The organism is Microbacterium hominis NBRC 15708, assembly GCF_001592125.1.
Classification (GTDB): domain Bacteria; phylum Actinomycetota; class Actinomycetes; order Actinomycetales; family Microbacteriaceae; genus Microbacterium; species Microbacterium hominis.
The window spans coordinates 12,465-31,144 of record NZ_BCWI01000017.1 but is presented as its reverse complement, the minus strand read 5'-3'; the positions used below and the strand labels follow the sequence as shown (position 1 = coordinate 31,144).

At 71.7% G+C, this 18,680-nt stretch carries 17 protein-coding genes and 1 riboswitch; of the genes, 7 read left to right on the top strand and 10 right to left on the bottom strand.

Annotated elements, in window-relative coordinates; genetic code table 11:
• The first annotated feature begins 27 nt into the window (after positions 1–27).
• The 5 genes from MHO01S_RS12730 to MHO01S_RS12710 are packed head-to-tail and all read left to right on the top strand — an operon-like array spanning position 28 to position 5,674.
• Positions 28–1,896: a beta-glucoside-specific PTS transporter subunit IIABC gene (locus MHO01S_RS12730; RefSeq protein ID WP_060959296.1), complete on the top strand. Its 1,869-nt coding sequence runs from the start codon at positions 28–30 to the stop codon at positions 1,894–1,896.
• A gap of 26 nt (positions 1,897–1,922) precedes the next feature.
• Positions 1,923–3,344 (top strand): glycoside hydrolase family 1 protein, encoded by a 1,422-nt coding sequence (locus tag MHO01S_RS12725; RefSeq protein WP_060959295.1) that lies wholly within the window; start codon positions 1,923–1,925, stop codon positions 3,342–3,344.
• Positions 3,341–4,135 carry a Cof-type HAD-IIB family hydrolase gene (locus MHO01S_RS12720; RefSeq protein ID WP_060959294.1) on the top strand — a complete coding sequence of 265 codons (795 nt, stop codon included), beginning with the start codon at positions 3,341–3,343 and terminating at the stop codon, positions 4,133–4,135. Before MHO01S_RS12725 ends, MHO01S_RS12720 begins: the two co-directional genes overlap by 4 nt.
• Positions 4,136–4,155: 20 nt before the next feature.
• A complete protein-coding gene (locus tag MHO01S_RS12715) occupies positions 4,156–4,794 on the top strand; it encodes a LysE family translocator (protein WP_060959293.1) in 639 nt (212 codons plus the stop codon).
• A gap of 22 nt (positions 4,795–4,816) precedes the next feature.
• Entirely contained in the window at positions 4,817–5,674 is an 858-nt protein-coding gene (locus MHO01S_RS12710) for a Cof-type HAD-IIB family hydrolase (RefSeq protein ID WP_060959292.1), read from the top strand.
• A 61-nt stretch (positions 5,675–5,735) separates the two neighbouring features.
• Here MHO01S_RS12710 and MHO01S_RS12705 read toward each other — a convergent pair whose 3' ends face one another.
• From MHO01S_RS12705 to MHO01S_RS12675, 7 genes are all read right to left on the bottom strand, one after another.
• Positions 5,736–6,563, bottom strand: coding sequence for an SDR family oxidoreductase (locus tag MHO01S_RS12705; protein ID WP_060959291.1), 828 nt, complete (start codon positions 6,561–6,563; stop codon positions 5,736–5,738).
• Positions 6,560–7,345 carry an enoyl-CoA hydratase/isomerase family protein gene (locus MHO01S_RS12700; RefSeq protein ID WP_060959290.1) on the bottom strand — a complete coding sequence of 262 codons (786 nt, stop codon included), beginning with the start codon at positions 7,343–7,345 and terminating at the stop codon, positions 6,560–6,562. Before MHO01S_RS12700 ends, MHO01S_RS12705 begins: the two co-directional genes overlap by 4 nt.
• A complete protein-coding gene (locus MHO01S_RS12695) occupies positions 7,342–8,103 on the bottom strand; it encodes an SDR family NAD(P)-dependent oxidoreductase (protein WP_060959289.1) in 762 nt (253 codons plus the stop codon). The genes MHO01S_RS12700 and MHO01S_RS12695 overlap by 4 nt, the downstream gene beginning before the upstream one ends.
• A gap of 96 nt (positions 8,104–8,199) precedes the next feature.
• Entirely contained in the window at positions 8,200–8,697 is a 498-nt protein-coding gene (locus MHO01S_RS12690) for a hypothetical protein (RefSeq protein ID WP_060959288.1), read from the bottom strand.
• Positions 8,698–8,901: 204 nt separating this feature from the next.
• The gene (gene glpK, locus MHO01S_RS12685; RefSeq protein WP_060959287.1) at positions 8,902–10,416 is read right to left on the bottom strand and encodes a glycerol kinase GlpK; all 1,515 of its coding nucleotides are present in this window, start codon (positions 10,414–10,416) and stop codon (positions 8,902–8,904) included.
• 33 nt (positions 10,417–10,449) lie between these two features.
• The gene (locus MHO01S_RS12680) at positions 10,450–11,208 is read right to left on the bottom strand and encodes an MIP/aquaporin family protein (RefSeq protein ID WP_060959286.1); all 759 of its coding nucleotides are present in this window, start codon (positions 11,206–11,208) and stop codon (positions 10,450–10,452) included.
• A 107-nt stretch (positions 11,209–11,315) separates the two neighbouring features.
• A complete protein-coding gene (locus tag MHO01S_RS12675; RefSeq protein WP_060959285.1) occupies positions 11,316–13,034 on the bottom strand; it encodes a glycerol-3-phosphate dehydrogenase/oxidase in 1,719 nt (572 codons plus the stop codon).
• A gap of 155 nt (positions 13,035–13,189) precedes the next feature.
• On the opposite strand from MHO01S_RS12675, the gene MHO01S_RS12670 reads away from it, so the two are divergent.
• Entirely contained in the window at positions 13,190–14,176 is a 987-nt protein-coding gene (locus MHO01S_RS12670; protein WP_060959284.1) for a sugar-binding transcriptional regulator, read from the top strand.
• A 15-nt stretch (positions 14,177–14,191) separates the two neighbouring features.
• Here MHO01S_RS12670 and MHO01S_RS12665 read toward each other — a convergent pair whose 3' ends face one another.
• The 3 genes from MHO01S_RS12665 to MHO01S_RS16795 form a co-directional block, all read right to left on the bottom strand.
• Positions 14,192–14,977 carry an energy-coupling factor transporter transmembrane component T family protein gene (locus MHO01S_RS12665; RefSeq protein WP_061782394.1) on the bottom strand — a complete coding sequence of 262 codons (786 nt, stop codon included), beginning with the start codon at positions 14,975–14,977 and terminating at the stop codon, positions 14,192–14,194.
• Complete coding sequence (locus tag MHO01S_RS16800) at positions 14,974–16,383, bottom strand: ABC transporter ATP-binding protein (protein WP_061782408.1); 1,410 nt, start codon at positions 16,381–16,383, stop codon at positions 14,974–14,976. The genes MHO01S_RS12665 and MHO01S_RS16800 overlap by 4 nt, the downstream gene beginning before the upstream one ends.
• An 80-nt stretch (positions 16,384–16,463) precedes the next feature.
• Entirely contained in the window at positions 16,464–17,129 is a 666-nt protein-coding gene (locus MHO01S_RS16795) for an ECF transporter S component (protein WP_060959282.1), read from the bottom strand.
• A riboswitch (TPP riboswitch) is annotated at positions 17,123–17,232 on the bottom strand. It overlaps the preceding gene by 7 nt.
• A gap of 33 nt (positions 17,233–17,265) precedes the next feature.
• On the opposite strand from MHO01S_RS16795, the gene MHO01S_RS12650 reads away from it, so the two are divergent.
• A complete protein-coding gene (locus MHO01S_RS12650; protein WP_255266095.1) occupies positions 17,266–18,672 on the top strand; it encodes a D-alanyl-D-alanine carboxypeptidase in 1,407 nt (468 codons plus the stop codon).
• The last annotated feature ends 8 nt before the right edge of the window (positions 18,673–18,680 follow it).

Here is an 18,680-nt window from a genome sequence, read left to right as displayed (position 1 = left end):
TTCCACACACAAGGAAAGGCGAATCCGATGGCGGATTACGCGAAGACCGCGGCTGGCGTGCTCGCCGGCGTCGGCGGCGAAGACAACGTCAGCTCGCTCGTGCACTGCGCGACACGTCTGCGCTTCGTCCTCAAGGACGAGAGCAAGGCGGATGCCGCGGCGGTCAAGGCCACCCCGGGCGTCATCACCGTCGCCCAGGCGGGCGGCCAGTACCAGGTGGTCATCGGCAACGACGTGCCCGAGGTGTTCGCCGAGATCGGCAAGGTCTCCCGCTTCGGCGGGGGTCACGACGCCGCGGCCGAGGACACCGGACCGAAGGGCAACCTGTTCAACCGGTTCATCTCGATGATCTCGGCGATCTTCACCCCCGTGCTGTGGACCCTCGCCGGCACCGGCCTGCTGAAGGCGTTCCTGTCGGCCGCCGCCACGTTCGGCTGGATCGACGCCACCTCCTCGACCTACCTCGTGCTCAACGCGCTCTCGGACGCGTTCATCAACTTCCTGCCGATGGTGCTCTCGATCACCGCGGCGCGCTACTTCAAGGCCAACGAGTGGACCTCGCTCGCGATCGCCGGCGCCCTCGTCTACCCGACGGTGGTCGCGGCGAACGGAGCCCCCGACCTCACGTTCTTCGGCATCCCCTTCACGATGGTGAGCTACGTCTCGAGCGTCATCCCCATCATCATCGTCGTGTGGCTGCAGTCGCACGCCGAGAAGTTCCTCTACGCGAAGCTCCCCGCCGCGATCCGCCGTTTCGTCACCCCGATGATCGTCGTGCTCATCGCCGTGCCGCTGGTGTTCGTCGTCATCGGCCCGATCTCCGACCTGCTCTCGCAGGGCGTCGGCAACGCGGTCAGCTGGGTGTGGGATGTCGCCCCGTGGGCCGGCGGCGCGATCATGGGCGGCCTGTGGCAGGTCTTCGTCATCTTCGGTCTGCACTGGGGCCTCGTTCCCGTCTTCCAGGTGGAGTTCCAGACGACCGGCCAGATCCTGCTGCTCGGCCCCGTGTTCGCGGCCGTCCTCGCGCAGGCCGGTGCCGTCGCGGGCGTGTGGGTGCGTGCGCGCAACAAGAACCTCAAGTCGCTCGCCGCCCCCGCCACCCTGTCGGGCTTCCTCGCGGGCATCACCGAGCCGGCGATCTACGGCCTCAACCTCCCCCTCAAGCGGCCGTTCGCCTTCGGCATCGTCGGCGGCGCGATCGGCGGCGCGATCATCGCCCTCGGCGGCGTGTTCTCGAAGTCGTTCGTCGTCCCCTCGGGCCTGGCCGTGACCGGGCTGCTCGGCAACGGCAACATGGTGATGCTGGGCCTCGGCCTGCTCGTGGCCATCGTGCTCCCGTTCCTGCTGGTCGTGCTCATCGGCTTCAAGGAGCCCGCCGAGGACGCCGCGACGGAGGCCCCCGCCCCCGCCGCCGCCAACGACGTCACGGTGCTCTCGCCGATCGACGGCACCGTCATCCCGCTCAACGAGGTGGCCGACGCCGCCTTCGCCGACGGCGCGCTCGGTCAGGGCGTCGCGATCCAGCCGCGCTCGGGCGCCGTGTACGCCCCGTTCGACGGCACCGTGGTCGCCGCCTTCCCGACCGGCCACGCGTTCGGGCTGCGCCACGCCGACGGCACCGAGGTGCTGATCCACATCGGCCTCGACACCGTCAAGCTCGGCGGCGCGCACTTCTCGGTGAAGGTCACGACCGGCCAGCAGGTGGCCGCCGGCGATCTGCTCGTCGAGTTCGACGGCGACGCCATCGAGAAGGCCGGGTACGACCTCACCACCCCAGTCATCGTCACCAACCCCGACCTCTACCCGGCTGTCGCGGATGCCGCGTCGGGCCCGATCGCGCACGGCGAGCCGCTGTTCACCGCGGTCTCGGTCGACTCGGTCGCGGCGACGAAGTGACCCCCGGCGACGTAAGGAGAACCACCATGACCACCACCGCACCCGCCTTCCCCGACGGCTTCCTCTGGGGCGGCGCCACCGCCGCCAACCAGCTCGAAGGCGCCTACGACGCCGACGGCAAGGGGCTGTCCGTCCAGGACGTCATGCCCCGGGGCATCGTCGGCCCCCGCACGGCCGCGCCGACGCCGGACAACCTCAAGCTCGTCGGCATCGACCACTACCACCGCTACGCGGAGGACATCGCCCTCTTCGCCGAGATGGGGTTCAAGACGTACCGGTTCTCGATCGCGTGGAGCCGCATCTTCCCGAACGGCGACGAGACCGAGCCCAACGAAGCGGGACTCGCGTTCTACGACCGCCTCCTGGACGAGCTGGAGAAGTACGGCATCGAGCCGCTCGTGACGATCTCCCACTACGAGACGCCGCTGCACCTCGCCGAGACGTACGACGGGTGGACCGACCGCCGCCTCATCGGGTTCTACGAGCGCTACGCCCGCACGCTCTTCGAGCGCTTCGGCGCCCGCGTGAAGTACTGGCTGACGTTCAACGAGATCAACTCGCTCCTGCACGCCCCCTTCATGTCGGGCGGCATCAACACGCCGAAGAGCGAGCTCAGCGAGCAGACGCTCTACCAGGCCATGCACCACGAGCTGGTCGCGTCGGCACGCGCCACCCGCATCGCGCGGGAGGTCGCACCGAACGCGCAGATCGGCTGCATGGTGCTGTCGATGCCGGTCTACCCGCTGACCCCGTCGCCCGCCGACGCGCTGGCGGTCATGGACTTCGACCACTCGAACCTGGTCTACGGCGACGTGCACACGCGCGGCGCCTACCCGGGCTACTTCCTGCGGACCCTCCGCGAGAAGGGCATCGAGCTGGAGATCACCGACGAGGACCGCGAGGATCTCCGCAACACGGTCGACTTCGTGTCGTTCAGCTACTACATGTCGGTCGCCGCGACCGCCGACCCCGCCAAGAAGGTCGCCGGCGAGGGCAACATCATGGGCGGCGTGCCCAACCCCACGCTCGAGGCGAGCGAGTGGGGCTGGCAGATCGACCCCGTGGGGCTGCGCATCGTGCTCAACCAGTTCTGGGACCGGTGGCAGAAGCCGCTGTTCATCGTCGAGAACGGTCTGGGCGCGAAGGACGAGCTGGTCGAGATCGACGGCGTCAAGACGGTCGCCGACGACTACCGCATCGCCTACCTGAACGACCACCTGGTGCAGGTCGGCGAGGCGATCGCCGACGGCGTGGACGTGCTCGGCTACACGACGTGGGGCTGCATCGACCTCGTCTCGGCATCCACCGCGCAGCTGAGCAAGCGGTACGGCTTCGTGTACGTCGACCGCAACGACGACGGCTCCGGCACGCTCGACCGCCACAAGAAGAAGTCGTTCGCCTGGTACGCCGAGGTCATCCGCACGAACGGCGGTGCGCTGACCGCATGACCCGTGCGATCTTCCTCGACGTCGACGGGACGATCCTGCAGGACGGACGGCACATCCCGCCGTCCGCGGTCGAGGCCATCCGCGCGGCCCGTGCTCGGGGACACCTGGTGTTCCTGAGCACGGGCCGCGGGACGGCGGAGCTGCACGCCGAGCTGATGGACATCGGCTTCGACGGCGCCGTCACCAACGGCGGCGCCTTCGCCAGCCTGGGCGAGCGGATCGTCTCGGCGACGCTGTTCACGCCGGAGGAGGTCGCGCGCCTGCGCGACTATCTGGCGAGCACCGGTCTGCACGGCTACTTCCAGTCGTACGACGGCCTGTTCGCCTCGGAGGGCCTGGCGGAGCTGCTCGCGGAGCGGTTCACGGCGGCGGGCTTCCCGTCCAAGTCGTTCCACGACGACGCTCAGGTCGACGACACCCTCATCGCGAAGCTCGTCTTCCTCACCGACGACGAGGATGCCGCCGCCCGCGCGCTCACCGAGCTCGCGGAGGACTTCGAGGTCGTCGGCGGGACCATCCCCGTCGCCTTCGCCGCCTCGGGCGAGGTCGCGCCGCGCGGCGTGCACAAGGGCGCGGCGATCCAGGCGCTGCTGCGCGCGCTCGACCTCGACCCGGACGACGCCGTCGGCATCGGCGACAACTGGAACGACGCGGAGATGTTCGCGGTCGTGGGCACCTCCATCGCGATGGGGAACGCCGTCGACGGCGTGAAGGCGCTGGCCGATCAGGTGACGACGGCGATCGACGAGGACGGCCTGCGCACCGCGTTCCGCCGCAACGGGCTGATCTGACGCGGTCGTACACTGACGCCATGGTGCCGTTCGACAACCTCCTGGCGTTCACGCTGGCCGCCCTCGTCCTGATCCTCATCCCGGGCCCGGCGGTGCTCTTCTCCGTCGGTCGCACCCTCGCGCTGGGACGCACCGGCGGGCTGCTGAGCGTCGCCGGGGTGAGCCTCGCGCTCATCCCGATCGTCGCGCTCGTCGCCGTCGGGGTGGGCGGTGTCGTGGCGCAGTCGGTGGTGCTGTTCACGGTGCTGAAGATCGCGGGCTCGCTGTACCTCGTGTACCTCGGCATCCAGGCCATCCGTCACCGCAAGGATGCCGCGAGCGCTCCCGATCCGGCCCGGCTGCCCACCGGCCACGGCCGGCAGCTCTGGCAGGGCTTCGTCGTCGGCATCACCAACCCGAAGACCATCGCCTTCTTCGTCGCCGTCCTCCCGCAGTTCGTCGACCTGCACGCCGGATCGGTGCCGCTGCAGCTCATGGAGCTGGGCGTCGTGTTCGCCGTCCTCGCCCTCGTCTCCGACTCGATCTGGGTGCTCGCCGCCGCCGCGGCGCGCGCCTGGTTCGCCCGCTCGCCGAAGCGCATCGAGAGACTGACGGCGACGGGCGGTGGGCTCATGATCGGCCTGGGCGGCATCCTGCTGGTGACGGGCCCGAAGCACTGACGGATCCGGGGACAATGGAGGGGTGACTCCTCCCCCTTCGCGCCGCCGGATCGTCTTCATCGACATCGACGGGACCATCCTCGAACACGGGGCCCGGATGTCCCCCTCCACGCCGGTCGCCATCGCGACCGCCCGCGCGAACGGCCACCTCGTCTACCTCTGCACGGGACGATCGGCCGGCGACATCAACCCCCGCGTCCGCGAGATCGAGGTGGACGGCGCCATCACCAACGGCGGGGCGTTCGCCGTGCGCGGCGACGAGCAGATCGTGGCCCACCTCATGCCCCGTCCGCTCGTGGACCGGATGGTCGCCTACTTCGAGGAGCAGGGCGCGCACTACTTCCTGCAGACCGATCGCAGCGTCTACGTGAGCCCCGGCGTGCTCGAGCACGCGCAGCGCTTCCTGCGCGCCCACCCGCCGGTCGACCCGCGCGGCGAGCACGCGGCGGAGACGGAGGATCTGGCCCTGCTGAACCACTACCGTCCGCTCGACGAGGTCGACCTCGACACGGTCGTGAAGGCGACGTTCCTCAGCACCGCGAGCGACACGCTGTCGCGCGCGGCCGAGCAGCTCGGCGACGAGTTCCACGTCATCCCGGGATCGATCCCGCTGCCCGGGGGCTCGAACGGCGAGATCTGCCAGCAGGGCGTCAACAAGGGCGCGGCGATCCTCGAGGTGCTGGAGGTGCTCGGCATGGATGCCGCGGACGCGGTCGGCATCGGTGACAGCTGGAACGACGTCGAGATGTTCCAGGTCGTGGGCACCGCCGTCGCGATGGGCGGCGCCGACCCCGAGCTGCAGGCGATGGCCGATCTGGTCACCACCGGCGTGCTCGAGGACGGGGTCGGCAACGCGCTGGCCCGCCTCGGCCTGATCTGACCGGGGTCGCTCTCCCCCGGTCGTTGAGCGAGGAGCGCAGCGACGAGTCGAAACGCAGAGCTCAGAGGAAGATGTCGGGGAACAGCTCGTCGTCGGGCGTGCCCGGTGTCGCCGCGTAGCGGGAGAAGTCCGTCACCCCGGCCTCCCGCAGCACCTGCTCGACGATGAGCGTCTGACCGGTGCGCTCACGCGCCGGGCGGATCAGCACCTCGTACGCGGCGTCGGCGTAGACCTCGGGCGTGCGGCTGACCTTCATCATCCGGTCGCCGCCGAGCGCGAACTGCACGGCCGCCGTCGCGATCGTCGTCTCGGGCCACAGGGTGTTCGCCGCGATGCCGTCGCGCGCGAACTCCGCGGCGATCCCCAGCGTGGCCATCGTCATGCCGTACTTCGCCAGCGTGTAGCCGGTGTGGGCGCCCAGCCAGCGCGGCGTGATGTTCAGCGGCGGCGACAGCGACAGGATGTGCGGGTTCTCGGCATCCTTGAGGATCGGCACCGCCGCACGGCTGAGCATGAACGTGCCGCGGACGTTGACGTCCTGCATGAGGTCGTACTTCTTGGCGGCGAGCTCGATCGACCCCGACAGGTCGATGACCGACGCGTTGTTGACGACGATGTCGATGCCGCCGAACTCCCCCTGCGTCTTCAGGACGGCGGCCGTGATGTCGTCGTCGTTGCGCACGTCGCCGACGATCGGCAGCGCCCGACCGCCCGCGGCCTCGATCGCCTCGGCGGCCGAGTGGACCGTGCCCTCGAGCTTCGGATGCGGGGTGTCGGTCTTGGCCAGGAGGGCGATGTTCGCGCCGTCGCGGGCGGCACGCAGCGCGATCGCGAGGCCGATGCCGCGGCTGCCGCCGGACATGAGGATGGTCTTGCCGGCCAGTGTCATGCGTGTCCCCTGTCGTGCGTGGTCTTGGCGGAGGCCGCGGCGAACGCGGCCACGCGCGCTGCGGCATCCGGGGTGTCGAAGCTCGCGCCGATGGTGCGCGCCTCATCGTCGAGGTTGTCGGCGAAGCGGCGGCGCGCGCCGGCGCGCACGAGCCGCTTGGCCTGTCCGAAGGCGGCGGTCGCGCCGTCGAGCCAGAGGCGCGCGATCTGCTCGGCGCGGCCGGCCGGGTCGTCCGCGACCTCGGTGACCAGCCCCCACTCCAGCGCCGTCGCGGCGTCGATGGTCAGGTCGTCGAGGAGCATCCGCAACGCGCGGGTCTGCCCGATCGCCGCCGGCAGCAGCGTCGAGACGCCGAGGTCGGGGGTGAGGCCGATGTTCGCGTACTTGCTGACGAAGCGGGCACGGTCGCCGGCGACGATGTAGTCGGCGGTCAGCATGAGCCCGAGTCCGCCGCCGGCGACGGCGCCCTGCACCGCCGCGACGATCGGGATCGCGGACTCGACGAAGGTGCGGATGCCGTCGTGGATCACGTGCGCCATCGCGGTGATGTCGGCGCCGCTCGAGCCGGAGGCGGCCATCTCGACGACATCGCCGCCCGCGCAGAACGCCGGGCCCGCGGCATCCAGGAGCACGGCGCCGACCGACGGGTCCGCCGTGATCTCGTGGGCGAGGTCGCGCCAGCGCGTGCCCATCTCGAAGCCCATCGCGTTCAGCGATGCGGGCCGGTTGAACGTGAGCCGCGCGAGCGCGCCGTCGCGGGTGTGGATGATCGAGGCGGTCATTTCGGCGCCATCCGGATCGCGCCGTCGAGGCGGATGGTCTCGCCGTTGAGGTAGCCGTTGCGGACGATCTCCGCGACGAGGCTCGCATACTCGTCGGGCCGTCCGAGGCGGGCGGGGTACGGCACCTGCTGACCGAGGCTCTGCTGCGCCGCCTCGGGCAGGCCCGCGAGCATGGGCGTCTCCATGATGCCGGGGGCGATCGTGACGACGCGTATGCCGTGGCGCGCGAGCTCGCGGGCGATCGGCAGCGTCATGGCGTGCACACCGCCCTTGCTCGCGGAGTAGGCGGGCTGGCCGATCTGCCCGTCGAAGGCCGCCACCGAGGCGGTGTTGACGATGACGCCGCGATCACCGCCGTCGGTGGGCTCCGTCTTCGCGATGGCGGCGGAGGCCTGCGCGATGACGTTGTAGGTGCCGATGAGGTTGACGCGCACGATGCGCTCGAAGTGGGCGAGGTCAGTGGGGAGGCCGTCGCGGTCGAGCACCTTGGCGGGTGGGGCGATGCCGGCGCAGTTGACGACGACCCGCAGCGGCCCCTGCGCGGCGGCCGTCTCGACGGCGGCGGCGATCTGCGTCGGGTCGGTGACGTCGGCCGCCACGAAGGTGCCGCCGAGTTCCGCGGCCCGCTCGGCGCCGGCAGAGGCGCCGAGATCGACGATCACGACGTGGGCGCCGGCGTCGGCGAGCCGTCGTGCCGTGGCGAGGCCGAGGCCGCTGGCCCCGCCGGTGACGAGCGCGGATGCGCCGGCGATGTCCATGGATTCTCCTTCGAAGTCCGGGCCGCTCCCGTCGCTCAGCGACGGGAGGTGCTACTGAGTGCCAGCATACGCGGTACCAGGTGTCAGCACGCTCTCTCAGTGCGCTCGGAGGATCTCCCCCAGCCGCGCCAACAGATCGTCGGGACGGGCGAGCAGCACGCGTGCCTCCGGCGCGGCGACCAGGTGATCGACGAGGCGCCGGGCCACCGCGGCATCCCGCCGCCGATAGCCGGAGAGGTAGTGCGGCGTCGCTCGCCACTCCAGGACCGCCCCGTCGTCGGTGGTGACCCGGACGGGAAAGGTCGGCGTCTCGGCGATCTCTCCCGACGCGCCGCCGAAGATGCCCTCGATCAGCGGCACGAGGGTGTCGCCGAGCGCGGGATGCGGCCACCACGTCATCGGCACCTCGGCGACGACCGCCCGCACCTGCGCCCAGGGCACGAAGCCCGCGGGCGCGTCGCCGAGCGCGGGCTGCAGGCCGTCGGCGCGCAAGCGGACATGGCGGGCCGCGGCATCCCCGAGGGCGACAGCCGGCCCGTCGGCGTCGTCGAGAGCGGTGAGCACGCCGACACGGCGGGCGACAGAGGTGGGCACAGCCCATCTCACCACGGACGCCGCGGCGGGCGCGAGAGGCAGGATGGATGCCGTGCCGAGCGCCTGCGGTTCTCCCGCGACCTCGGGAACGCGACCTGACCGCCCCGTACGCGCCGATACGCGAAATCGGGGCCGCATGCGGTGGTGGAGCCTCACGAGAGGCGACCGCATACGACCCCGATCGGGCTATCGCGCTGAGCGAGATCAGTTCACGTCGGCGTCCACCCAGTCCATCGACTTCGTGACGGCCTTCTTCCACAGTCGCAGCTGGCGCTCGCGCTCGGCGACGTCGTCGTTCGGCGTCCAGCGCTTGTCCTCCTGCCAGTTCGCCCGCAGCTCGTCGAGGTCGTTCCAGAACCCCACGGCGAGCCCGGCGGCGTACGCGGCGCCCAGCGCGGTCGTCTCGGCGACGACGGGACGCACGACCGGGACGCCCAGGATGTCCGCCTGGAACTGCATGAGCGTGTCGTTGGCGATCATGCCGCCGTCGACCTTGAGCTCCGTGAGGTCGACGCCGGAGTCGGCGTTGACGGCATCCAGCACCTCGCGCGTCTGGAAGGCGGTCGCCTCCAGGGCGGCGCGGGCGATGTGGTTGCGGTTCGCGAAGCGGGTGAGGCCGACGATGGCGCCACGGGCGTCGGGACGCCAGTAGGGCGCGAACAGGCCCGAGAAGGCGGGCACGAAGTACACGCCGCCGTTGTCCTCCACCTTCGCGGCGAGCTCCTCCACCTCGGGCGCGGACGAGATGATGCCCAGCTGGTCGCGCAGCCACTGGATCAGCGAGCCGGTGACGGCGATCGATCCCTCGAGGGCGTAGTGGGCCGGCTCGTCGCCCAGCTTGTAGCCGACGGTGGTGAGCAGGCCGTTCTCCGACTTCACGATCTCGGTCCCCGTCTGGAAGATGAGGAAGTTGCCCGTGCCGTAGGTGTTCTTGCTCTCGCCCGCGTCGAAGGCCGCCTGGCCGAACGTCGCCGCCTGCTGGTCGCCGAGGATGCCGGCGACGGGGGTCTCCCGCAGCAGCGACGTGTCGCGCGCCTCGCCGTAGACCTCGCTGGAGGAGCGGATCTCCGGCATCATCGAGCGCGGCACCCCGAAGTCGGCCAGGATGTCGTCGCGCCACGCGAGCGTCTTCAGGTCCATGAACAGCGTCCGGGAGGCGTTGGTCACATCCGTCGCGTGCACGCCGCCGTCGGGACCGCCGGTGAGGTTCCACAGCACCCAGGTGTCGGTCGTGCCGAAGATGAGGTCGCCCGCCTCGGCCTTCTCGCGCGCCCCCTCGACGTTCTCGAGGATCCAGACGATCTTGGTGCCCGAGAAGTAGGTCGCCAGCGGCAGCCCGACGATGTCCTTGTACCGGTCGACGCCGGCGTCGCCGGCGATCCGGTCGACGATCGGCTGGGTGCGCGTGTCCTGCCACACGATCGCGTTGTAGACGGGGATGCCGGTGTTCTTGTCCCACACGACGGCGGTCTCGCGCTGGTTGGTGATGCCCACCGCGGCGATGTCGTGACGCGTCAGGTTGGCGCGGCCGAGGGCGATGCCGATGACCTCGCGCATGTTGTCGCGGATCTCGATCGGGTCGTGCTCGACCCAGCCGGCGCGCGGCATGATCTGCTCGTGCTCCTTCTGGCCGACGGAGACGATCGAGCCCTTCTTGTCGAACACGATGGCGCGGCTGGAGGTCGTGCCCTGGTCGAGGGCGATGATGTACTCACTCATGAGGTGACGTCCTTGTCTGGGTGTGGATGGGGATCAGGCGTGGGCGAGGTGGAGCAGGACCGGAGCGGCGAGCGCGGCAAGCGTACCGCCGACGAGCGGACCGACGACGGGGACCCACGCGTAGGACCAGTCGCTGGAGCCCTTGCCCTTGATCGGCAGCACCGCGTGCGCGATGCGGGGGCCGAGGTCGCGGGCGGGGTTGATGGCGTACCCGGTGGGGCCGCCGAGGGAGGCGCCGATGCCGACCACGAGGAGCGCGACGGGCACGGCGGTCAGCGGGCCGAGGGCGCCGGGGACGCCGATCTGGACGTCGCCGTAGTCGGCGAACGCGAAGATGACGAACACGAGAACGAAGGTGCCGATGATCTCGGTGATGAGGTTCCAGCCGTAGGAGCGGATCGCGGGGCCGGTGGAGAACACGCCGAGCTTGGTCGCCGCGTCGGGCTCCTCGTCGAAGTGCTGGCGGTAGGCGAGCCAGCACAGCACCGCGCCGATGAACGCGCCGACCAGCTGGGCGGCGATGGCGACGAAGAACTGCGCAACGCCGATCTTCCCCCCGATCAGCAGGGCGATGGAGACGGCGGGGTTCAGCTGCGCGCCGGAGTAGGACGAGACGAGGACACCGGCGAAGACCGCCAGACCCCAGCCCCAGTTGATCATCAGGGTGCCGCCGCCGAATCCCTTGGATTTTGCGAGGATGACGTTGGCGACCACGCCACCGCCGAGCAGGAGCAGCATCGCCGTCCCGACGAGCTCTGACACGAAGTAGAGCCCGAGATTGATGTCGTGCATGTCAGCATTGACCTTTCTGCATGGATGCTGCGGGCGACGTCGCCGCGCGAGGGATGGCCTGATCGGTTGCCGGCGTCAGGCCGCGCCGGGGCTGGGCGGTCGGATCCTCACCGACCCGAGGGGGCGAGGTGGGACGTGCGGACGTCGATGCGATGGCGCTCCTGCAGCACGCGGGCCGCCTCGTCGACCTGCGCCCGCACGGCCTCGCCGTCCCAGCCGAGGGCCGGGGCGGCCGCCTCCGCGACCTCGGTGAGGGTCTCCACGCCCACCCCGCCGACGAAGGCGATGTGGGTGCGGCGCAGCAGGAGGTCGATGAGGCTCACGACCTCTTCGCGGCCGGCGAGGAAGGCGATCTCCTCGGCGGAGTACCCGGGTGCGTGCTCGAGGGGGCGTTGCGCGACCGGGAGCGTGCCGAGCACCTCGGAGGCGTACGTGCCGTAGCGCTCCAGCATCCGGTCGGCGAAGGCGCTCGTGTGCGCTCCGCGGTGCGCGTCGAGCCAGCGCGCCCGATCCGCCTCGGTGCGCGGGTAGCCCGCTCCCCCGCCGATCGGCAGGTCGAGCGTCGAGATGCGGCGCGTGCGGCCGAGGGCCGTCATCACGTCGTCGGACAGATGCTCGGCGAGGGCCCGGAACGTGGTCCACTTGCCGCCGACGAGGCTGAGCACCGGCACGGCGCCGAGACGCGCCCGCTCGATGCGGTAGTCGCGCGAGACGAAGCCCGGCGCGACGTCGTCGTGGCGGGGCAGGGGACGGATGCCGGAGAAGGTGTACACGATCTGCGACCGGTCCACCGCGATCCGGGGGAACACCTGGCCGATGAGGTCGAAGAAGTACTCGATCTCCTCGTCGGTGCAGACGGTGGGCTGGGCGGGGTCCGCATCGATGTCGGTCGTGCCGACCATGACGCGGCCCTTGAGCGGGTAGATCAGCACGATGCGGCCGTCGGCGGCCTCGAAGAAGATCTCGTTGCCGCGCGTGGCTTCCAGCAGCGCCGGGTTGTCGAGCACGATGTGCGAGCCCTTCGTCCCGCCCATGAAGCGGGTGGGGGCGCCCAGCGCGCTGTTGGTGATGTCGGTCCAGGGTCCGCTGGTGTTGACGATGACGTCGGCCGTGAACGGGAACTCGTCGCCGGTGAGGGCGTCGCGGATGATCACCGCCGAGCCGTCCGCGCCGACGACGGGGGCGTAGTTCGCCGCCCGTGCCGATTCCTCGCGGGTGCCGTCGCGCAGCACGTCGAGCGCGAGCCGCTCGGGGTCGTGCATCGAGGCGTCGTAGTAGGTCGCCGTGTAGCGGAAGCGGTCGTCGAGGTCGGGGAAGAGCTCGCGGGAGCGCCGGCGCCCGTGGAAGCGGTGACGCGGCACCGCGCCCCCGTCGCGGGAGAAGGTGTCGTACATCACCAGGCCGAGCTTGATCAGCAGCGCCCCGCGCTCGCGCGGCTTGCCGCGGCCGTGGGTGACGAGCAGCCGGAAGGGCGCCGTCAGGATGCCGGAGATCGTGCGGTGGATGGGGATGGTGGTGGGAAGCGGACGCACGAAGTGCGGGGCGTTGCGCACGAGACGGTTGCGCTCGGTGACCGACTCGCGCACGAGGCGGAACTCGCCGTTCTCCAGGTAGCGCACTCCGCCGTGCACCATGTGGCTGGAGGCGGACGATGCGCCGCTGACGTAGTCGTCGCGTTCGACGAGCGCGACGTCGACGCCCTGGAGGGCGAGGTCGCGGAACGTCGCGATGCCGTTGATCCCGCCCCCGATGATGAGGACCTCGGCGTGGGGGCGCTCTCGCAGCGCCTGGATGTTCGGACGGGTGGTCGCCATCGACTCGGTCATCGCTCTTCCTTCCGCGGCTTCGCGTGGTCTCGCCGCGTGTTTTTCACGGTGGTCGCGATCTACACTGAGACCTGGGTGAACGAACGCGCAACGCACGTGAACATACGTGCACCGCGAGGCGTGCTGTGCACGGATGTGCACGACGAGGAGGACACGTGACCGGCGAGATCGATCCCGAGGCGCGGGCGCGCGACGCCCTCCACGCGGCGCAGCTCTACTACGTGCAGGACCGGACGATGGAGCAGATCGCCGCGGAGATGAAGCTGTCGCGATCGTCGGTGTCGCGCCTGCTCGCGCACGCGCGCGAGATCGGGCTCGTGGAGATCACGGTGCACTCGCCCCAGGAGGCCAACAGCGTGGTCGCCCGCCGCCTCGGCGAGCGCTTCGGCATCTCCGTCCACGTCGTCAGCACCCCGCCCCGCTCGACCGACGCCGAGCGCCTCGAGCGCACGGCGCGCACCGCGGCGCACGTGCTGTCGACCACCCTCGACCCGCAGACGAGCATCGGCATCGCCTGGGGCGCCACCGTCTCGGCGATCGCCCGCCACCTCCCCACCAAGCGGCTGCAGGAGTCCCAGATCGTGCAGATGAACGGCGCGGCCAACGAGTCGACGTCGGGCATCAGCTACTCCGGCGCCATCCTGGAGCGGTTCGGCCAGGCGTTCGGCAGCGACGTGCAGCAGTTCTCGGTGCCGGCGCTGTTCGACGACCCCCACACCAAGCAACTGCTCTGGCGCGAGCGCGCGATTCGTCGCGTCGTCGAGGCGCAGGCGCGGGTGCAGGTGTTCGTCTTCGGCCTCGGCTCACCGCAGGCCGACGTGCCCTCGCACGTCTATGCGGGCGGGTACCTCACGGGCGAGGATCTGCGGATGCTCCTGCGCGACGGGGTGGTCGGCGACTGCGCGACGGTCTTCTACCGGCTGGACGGATCGACGTCGGGGATCGAGCTCAACGACCGCTCGAGCGGTCCCGGGTTCGACGTGATCCGCCGCATCCCGCGCCGTCTGTGCGCCGTGTCGAGCCTGTCGAAGCTCGATGCGCTGCGCGGGGCGCTCGCGGCGGGCCTGATCACGGAGCTCGTCGTGGAGGAGGCGCTCGCCCGCCGCGTCGTGGAGCTGCCGCACACCGCGGGCCGCGGCTGACTCCGCGGCGACGGGCTAGAGGCTGAAGACGAAGACCCAGGTCCCCGCGAGCACGGCCGCGGTGACGGATGCCGCGGCGATCGCCACGGCGATCAGCAGCAGGACGGCGTCGGCTCCCGACATCCGCGACGGGCGCGCCCACGTGCGGGCCGTGTCGGCGCCGAACCCGCGGGCCTCCATGGCCGTCGCGAGCTTGGTGCCGCGGCGCACGGCGAGGACGAACAGGGCGAAGGCCTGGCTCAGGAAGCGGCGGATGCGGCCGTCATCGGCGACGCCGCGGGCGCGACGGGCCATCGACAGCTCCCGCCAGTCGTCGATCAGGAGGCCGACCATCCGCAGGCCCGCGAGCGCCCCCAGCACGAACCGCGGCGGCAGGCGTACGATCTGGGCGAGCCCGTCGGCGAGGTCGGTCGGATCAGTCGTGGCGAACAGCACGACGCTCGGCACCGCGATCGCGAGGACGCGCAGCAGGATCGCCAGCGACAGCGCGATCGAGCCGTCGCTGATGCGCACGAGCCCCCACTCGAGGTACACCTGACCCGACACGCGGCCGTACAGCACGGTCGCCGCCGCGCCGATGGCCGCCGCCGCGGCGATCGGCCACAGCCGCAGCAGCAGCTGCCGCGCCCGCAACCGCGCCAGCGGCAGCAGCGCGACGGTCGCCGCGAGGGTGACGCCCGCCGAGACCGGGTCGATCGACAGCAGCAGCGTCATGGTCACCACGAGGGTCGCGGCGAGCTTGGTCACCGGGTTGATGCGCGCCAGGGGACTGCGCGCCACGTCGAGCGAGAACAGGCTCATGCGCCGCTCCCGAGGCGGGCGACGGTCAGGGTCTCGTCGGCGAGCGCGGACACGAGCGCGGGGTCGTGGGAGACGAACGCGATCGCCGAGCCGGCCGCCCTCAGCTCGTCGACGAGGTCGGCGAGCTCGCGCCACGTGCGGGCGTCCTGTCCGTAGGTGGGCTCGTCCAGCAGCAGCACGCGGGGTCTGCTCGCGAGGGTCGCGGCCACCGTGAGCCGCCGCTTCTCGCCGCCGGAGAGCGTGAACGGGTTGACCTCGGCGAGACGGGTCAGCCGCAGCCGTTCGAGCAGCGGCTCCACGCGCGCGGCGACCTCGGACGCGGAGAGCCCGAGCGCGCGGGGGCCCACCGCCAGCTCGTCGCGCACACGCGTGGTCAGCAGCTGATGCTCGGGCTCCTGGAACACCGTGCCGATGCGCGTCAGCAGGTCGCGGGCGCGCCAGCGCACGGGCGCGTCGCCGCGCCCCGTGCCGGCCGCAAGCGAGGCGCTCGCGCGCACGGTCCCGGATGCCGGGGGCACGAGCCCCGCGAGGGTCATCGCGAACGTCGACTTCCCGGCCCCGTTCGCCCCGGTGATCGCCAGGGCCCGCCCGGCCCGCAGCCGGGCGTCGATGCCGCCCGCGACGATCCGCGGCATCCGCTCGCCGAACGGGCGCCGGCCCACCGCGACGGCGTCGGCGCTCAGCAGGACCTCCCCCGTGCCCGTGCGCGGCCGGGGGTCGATCGCGACGGGGACGTCCGGCACCCAGACGCCCGCCTCGGTCAAGGCCGCGCCGTGCGCGCCGAAGACGCGCTCGGCGCTCCCGTCCGCGAGCACCCCGCCGTCGGATCCGAGCACCACGACGCGGTCGATGTGCTCGGCCCACAGCGCGACGCGGTGCTCCACGACGACGAGCGTGGCGCCCGTCCGCGACGCCGCCTCGACGACCGCGTCGCGCACGGCGACGGCCCCGGCCGGGTCGAGGTTCGCCGTCGGCTCGTCCAGCAGCAGCAGTCCGGGCCGCATCGCGAGGGCGCCGGCGAGCGCGAGCCGCTGCTTCTGTCCGCCGGAGAGGGCGGCGGTCGGGTGGTCGCGCGGCACGTCGAGGCCGACGGCGCGGAGGGCCTCGTCGACCCGCCGCCAGATCTCGTCGGCGGGGACGCCGAGGTTCTCGCACGCGAAGGCGACGTCGTCGCCCACCCGGGCGAGCACGACCTGCGCATCGGGATCCTGGAGCACCAGGCCCGCCCGTCCGCGCACCGCGGCGGGCGCGTGGCCGTCGATCAGGAGCGCACCGGCATCCTCACCGTCCTCCGCATCGCCCAGCACGCCGGCCAGCCCGCGCAGCAGCGTCGACTTGCCCGAGCCGCTCGCGCCGAGGAGCAGGACGTGCTGGCCCGGCTCGATGTCGAGGTCGAGCTCCGACACGGCCCAGCGCCGACGGCCGGCGTGACGCCAGCCCCACCCTCGTGCACTGACCGCCGCGGGCGCCGCGAGCGAGGCCGGGCTCACGCCGCGTCGGGCGCGTCCGCGATACGTGCCTCTCGACCCGCCGCGAACCGGTCCAGCGCGCCCGTGGCGGCCAGGGCACGGGCGATGAGCCACGACACCAGACCCGCGACGAGGATGCCGGAGACGACGGCGGCACCGAAGTAGATCGCTCGCGGCCCGAACTCGTAGGCGGCGATCGAGGAGAAGTTGGTGTCGAGGAGGGCCACGGCGAGGCCGGCGAGGGCGCCCGAGGTGAGCGCCGCGATCAGACGGTAGTTCGCGTACGCGAACAGCGCGAACCCGAGCTCGGCGCCGATGCCCTGCACGACGCCCCAGACCAGCGTGAGGAAGCCCCACTGCGTGCCGACGGCCATCGACACCACCGCGGCGACGACCTCGGTGTACAGCGCGGCGCCGGGCTTGCGGATGATGAGACCACCGAGCACACCGGCGAACAGCCACCCGCCGGACAGCAGCCCCTCCAGCCCCGGTGCGAACGCGAGGATGCTGCTCAGCGGCGTCCACGCCTGGCCCCACAGCCAGAAGACGACACCGGCGGCCACACCGATGACGCTGGCGACGACGATGTCGACGACGCGCCAGCGCAGGCGGCCGGTGCGCGCGGCGGAACGGGATGCCGCAGCATCCGACGAGACGGTGGACGGGGACGCAGACGCGTGCATGTTTCTCTCCTCCCTGCGCCGGCATGATCCGGATCAGGTTCGACGGTCGAAGCGTGGATCGCTTCCTCTCAGCCCGGCTCACCGGACTCCCGTGGTTGTGCGCTCGAGTATAGCGGCGACCGGGTACGTTGGGCGGGTGACCTCGGACGACGCGCCCCCGCCGTCGCGACGCGCGCTGCGCGAGTCCACCGCACCGACCGACATCGTCATCGTGCGGGGCCGCGACGGACGTCAGGCGCTCGGCTGGCTCGACGACACGACCGTGACGGGGACGCTCACCGTCGCGAACACCGCGCCCGCACCCGACCTGCTCACGAGGCGGCCGCGCCGATCGCCCCTGCGAGCGGGGGTGATCGCGCCGATCCTCACCACCATCGCCGTCGCGGGCGCGTACGCCGCGGCGACCCTGTTCTGGCCGCTCTGGGCCGTCACGCCGACGGTGCGCGCGATCGACCCGGACGGTCCCGCCTCGCCGGCGACCGCCGTGGCGTGGCCGGCGGAGGGGGCCGGCGCCGTCGGGGTCGGGGGCATCGACGCGGTGGCCGCCTCGAGCGATGCGGCGGTCTCGATGGCGAGCATCTCGAAGCTCGTGACGGTGCTGATGATCCTGGACGAGATGCCGCTGAACGTCGGGGAGCAGGGGCGGGAGTTCGCGTTCACCTCGCGCGACCGCTCCACCTACTACGACTATCTGGCCAACGACGAGTCCGCCCTCGACGTGCCCGTCGGCGGCTCGCTCACGGAGTATCAGATGCTCCAGGGCATCCTCATCGGCTCGGCCGGCAACTACACCGATCGCCTCGCCGGCACGATCTGGCCGACCGACGAGGTCTTCTCGGCCGCGGCGCGCGCGTGGCTCGACCGCCACGGGCTGCCCGGGATCACCCTGGCCGAGCCCACCGGGATCGACCCCGCGAACGCCGCCGATCCGGCCGCGCTCATCGCGCTCGCGCGGATCGCGCTGGCCCACCCGGTCGTGGCGGAGATCGTCCGCACCCGGACGGTCGAGCTTCCCGGGGCCGGCGAGGTCACCAACACCAACGACCTGCTCGCCGACCCGGCCGTGGTCGGTCTCAAGACCGGCAGCCTGGCGGGGTTCTACAACCTGCTGGCGGCGAAGGACGTCACCGTCGGCGCGGTGACCGTGCGCGTCTACGCGACCGCGCTCGGCCAGTCGTCCGACGAGGCCCGCGACCAGGAGACGGCGCGTCTCCTGGCCGACGTGGCCGCCGAGGTCGCCGTGCCGCGCACCCTGCCGGCCGGCACCCTCGCGGGCGTCGTGTCGACCGCGTGGGGGGCGACGGCGAACATCGTGACGGATGCCGACGCGGCGGTGATCCTGTGGAACGGCGCGGCGTCCACCGTGACGACGGACCTCGATCTGGGCGCGGCGCGTACCGCCGATGCGGCCGTCGGCGAGGTGCGGGTGACGGGACCGCTGGACGCGGCGACCGTCGGCGTGCACCTCACCGCCGACATCCCCGATCCGGACGCGTGGTGGCGTCTGACCCACCCGCTGCAGCTGTGGGGTCTGGCCGACTGAGCCGCGAG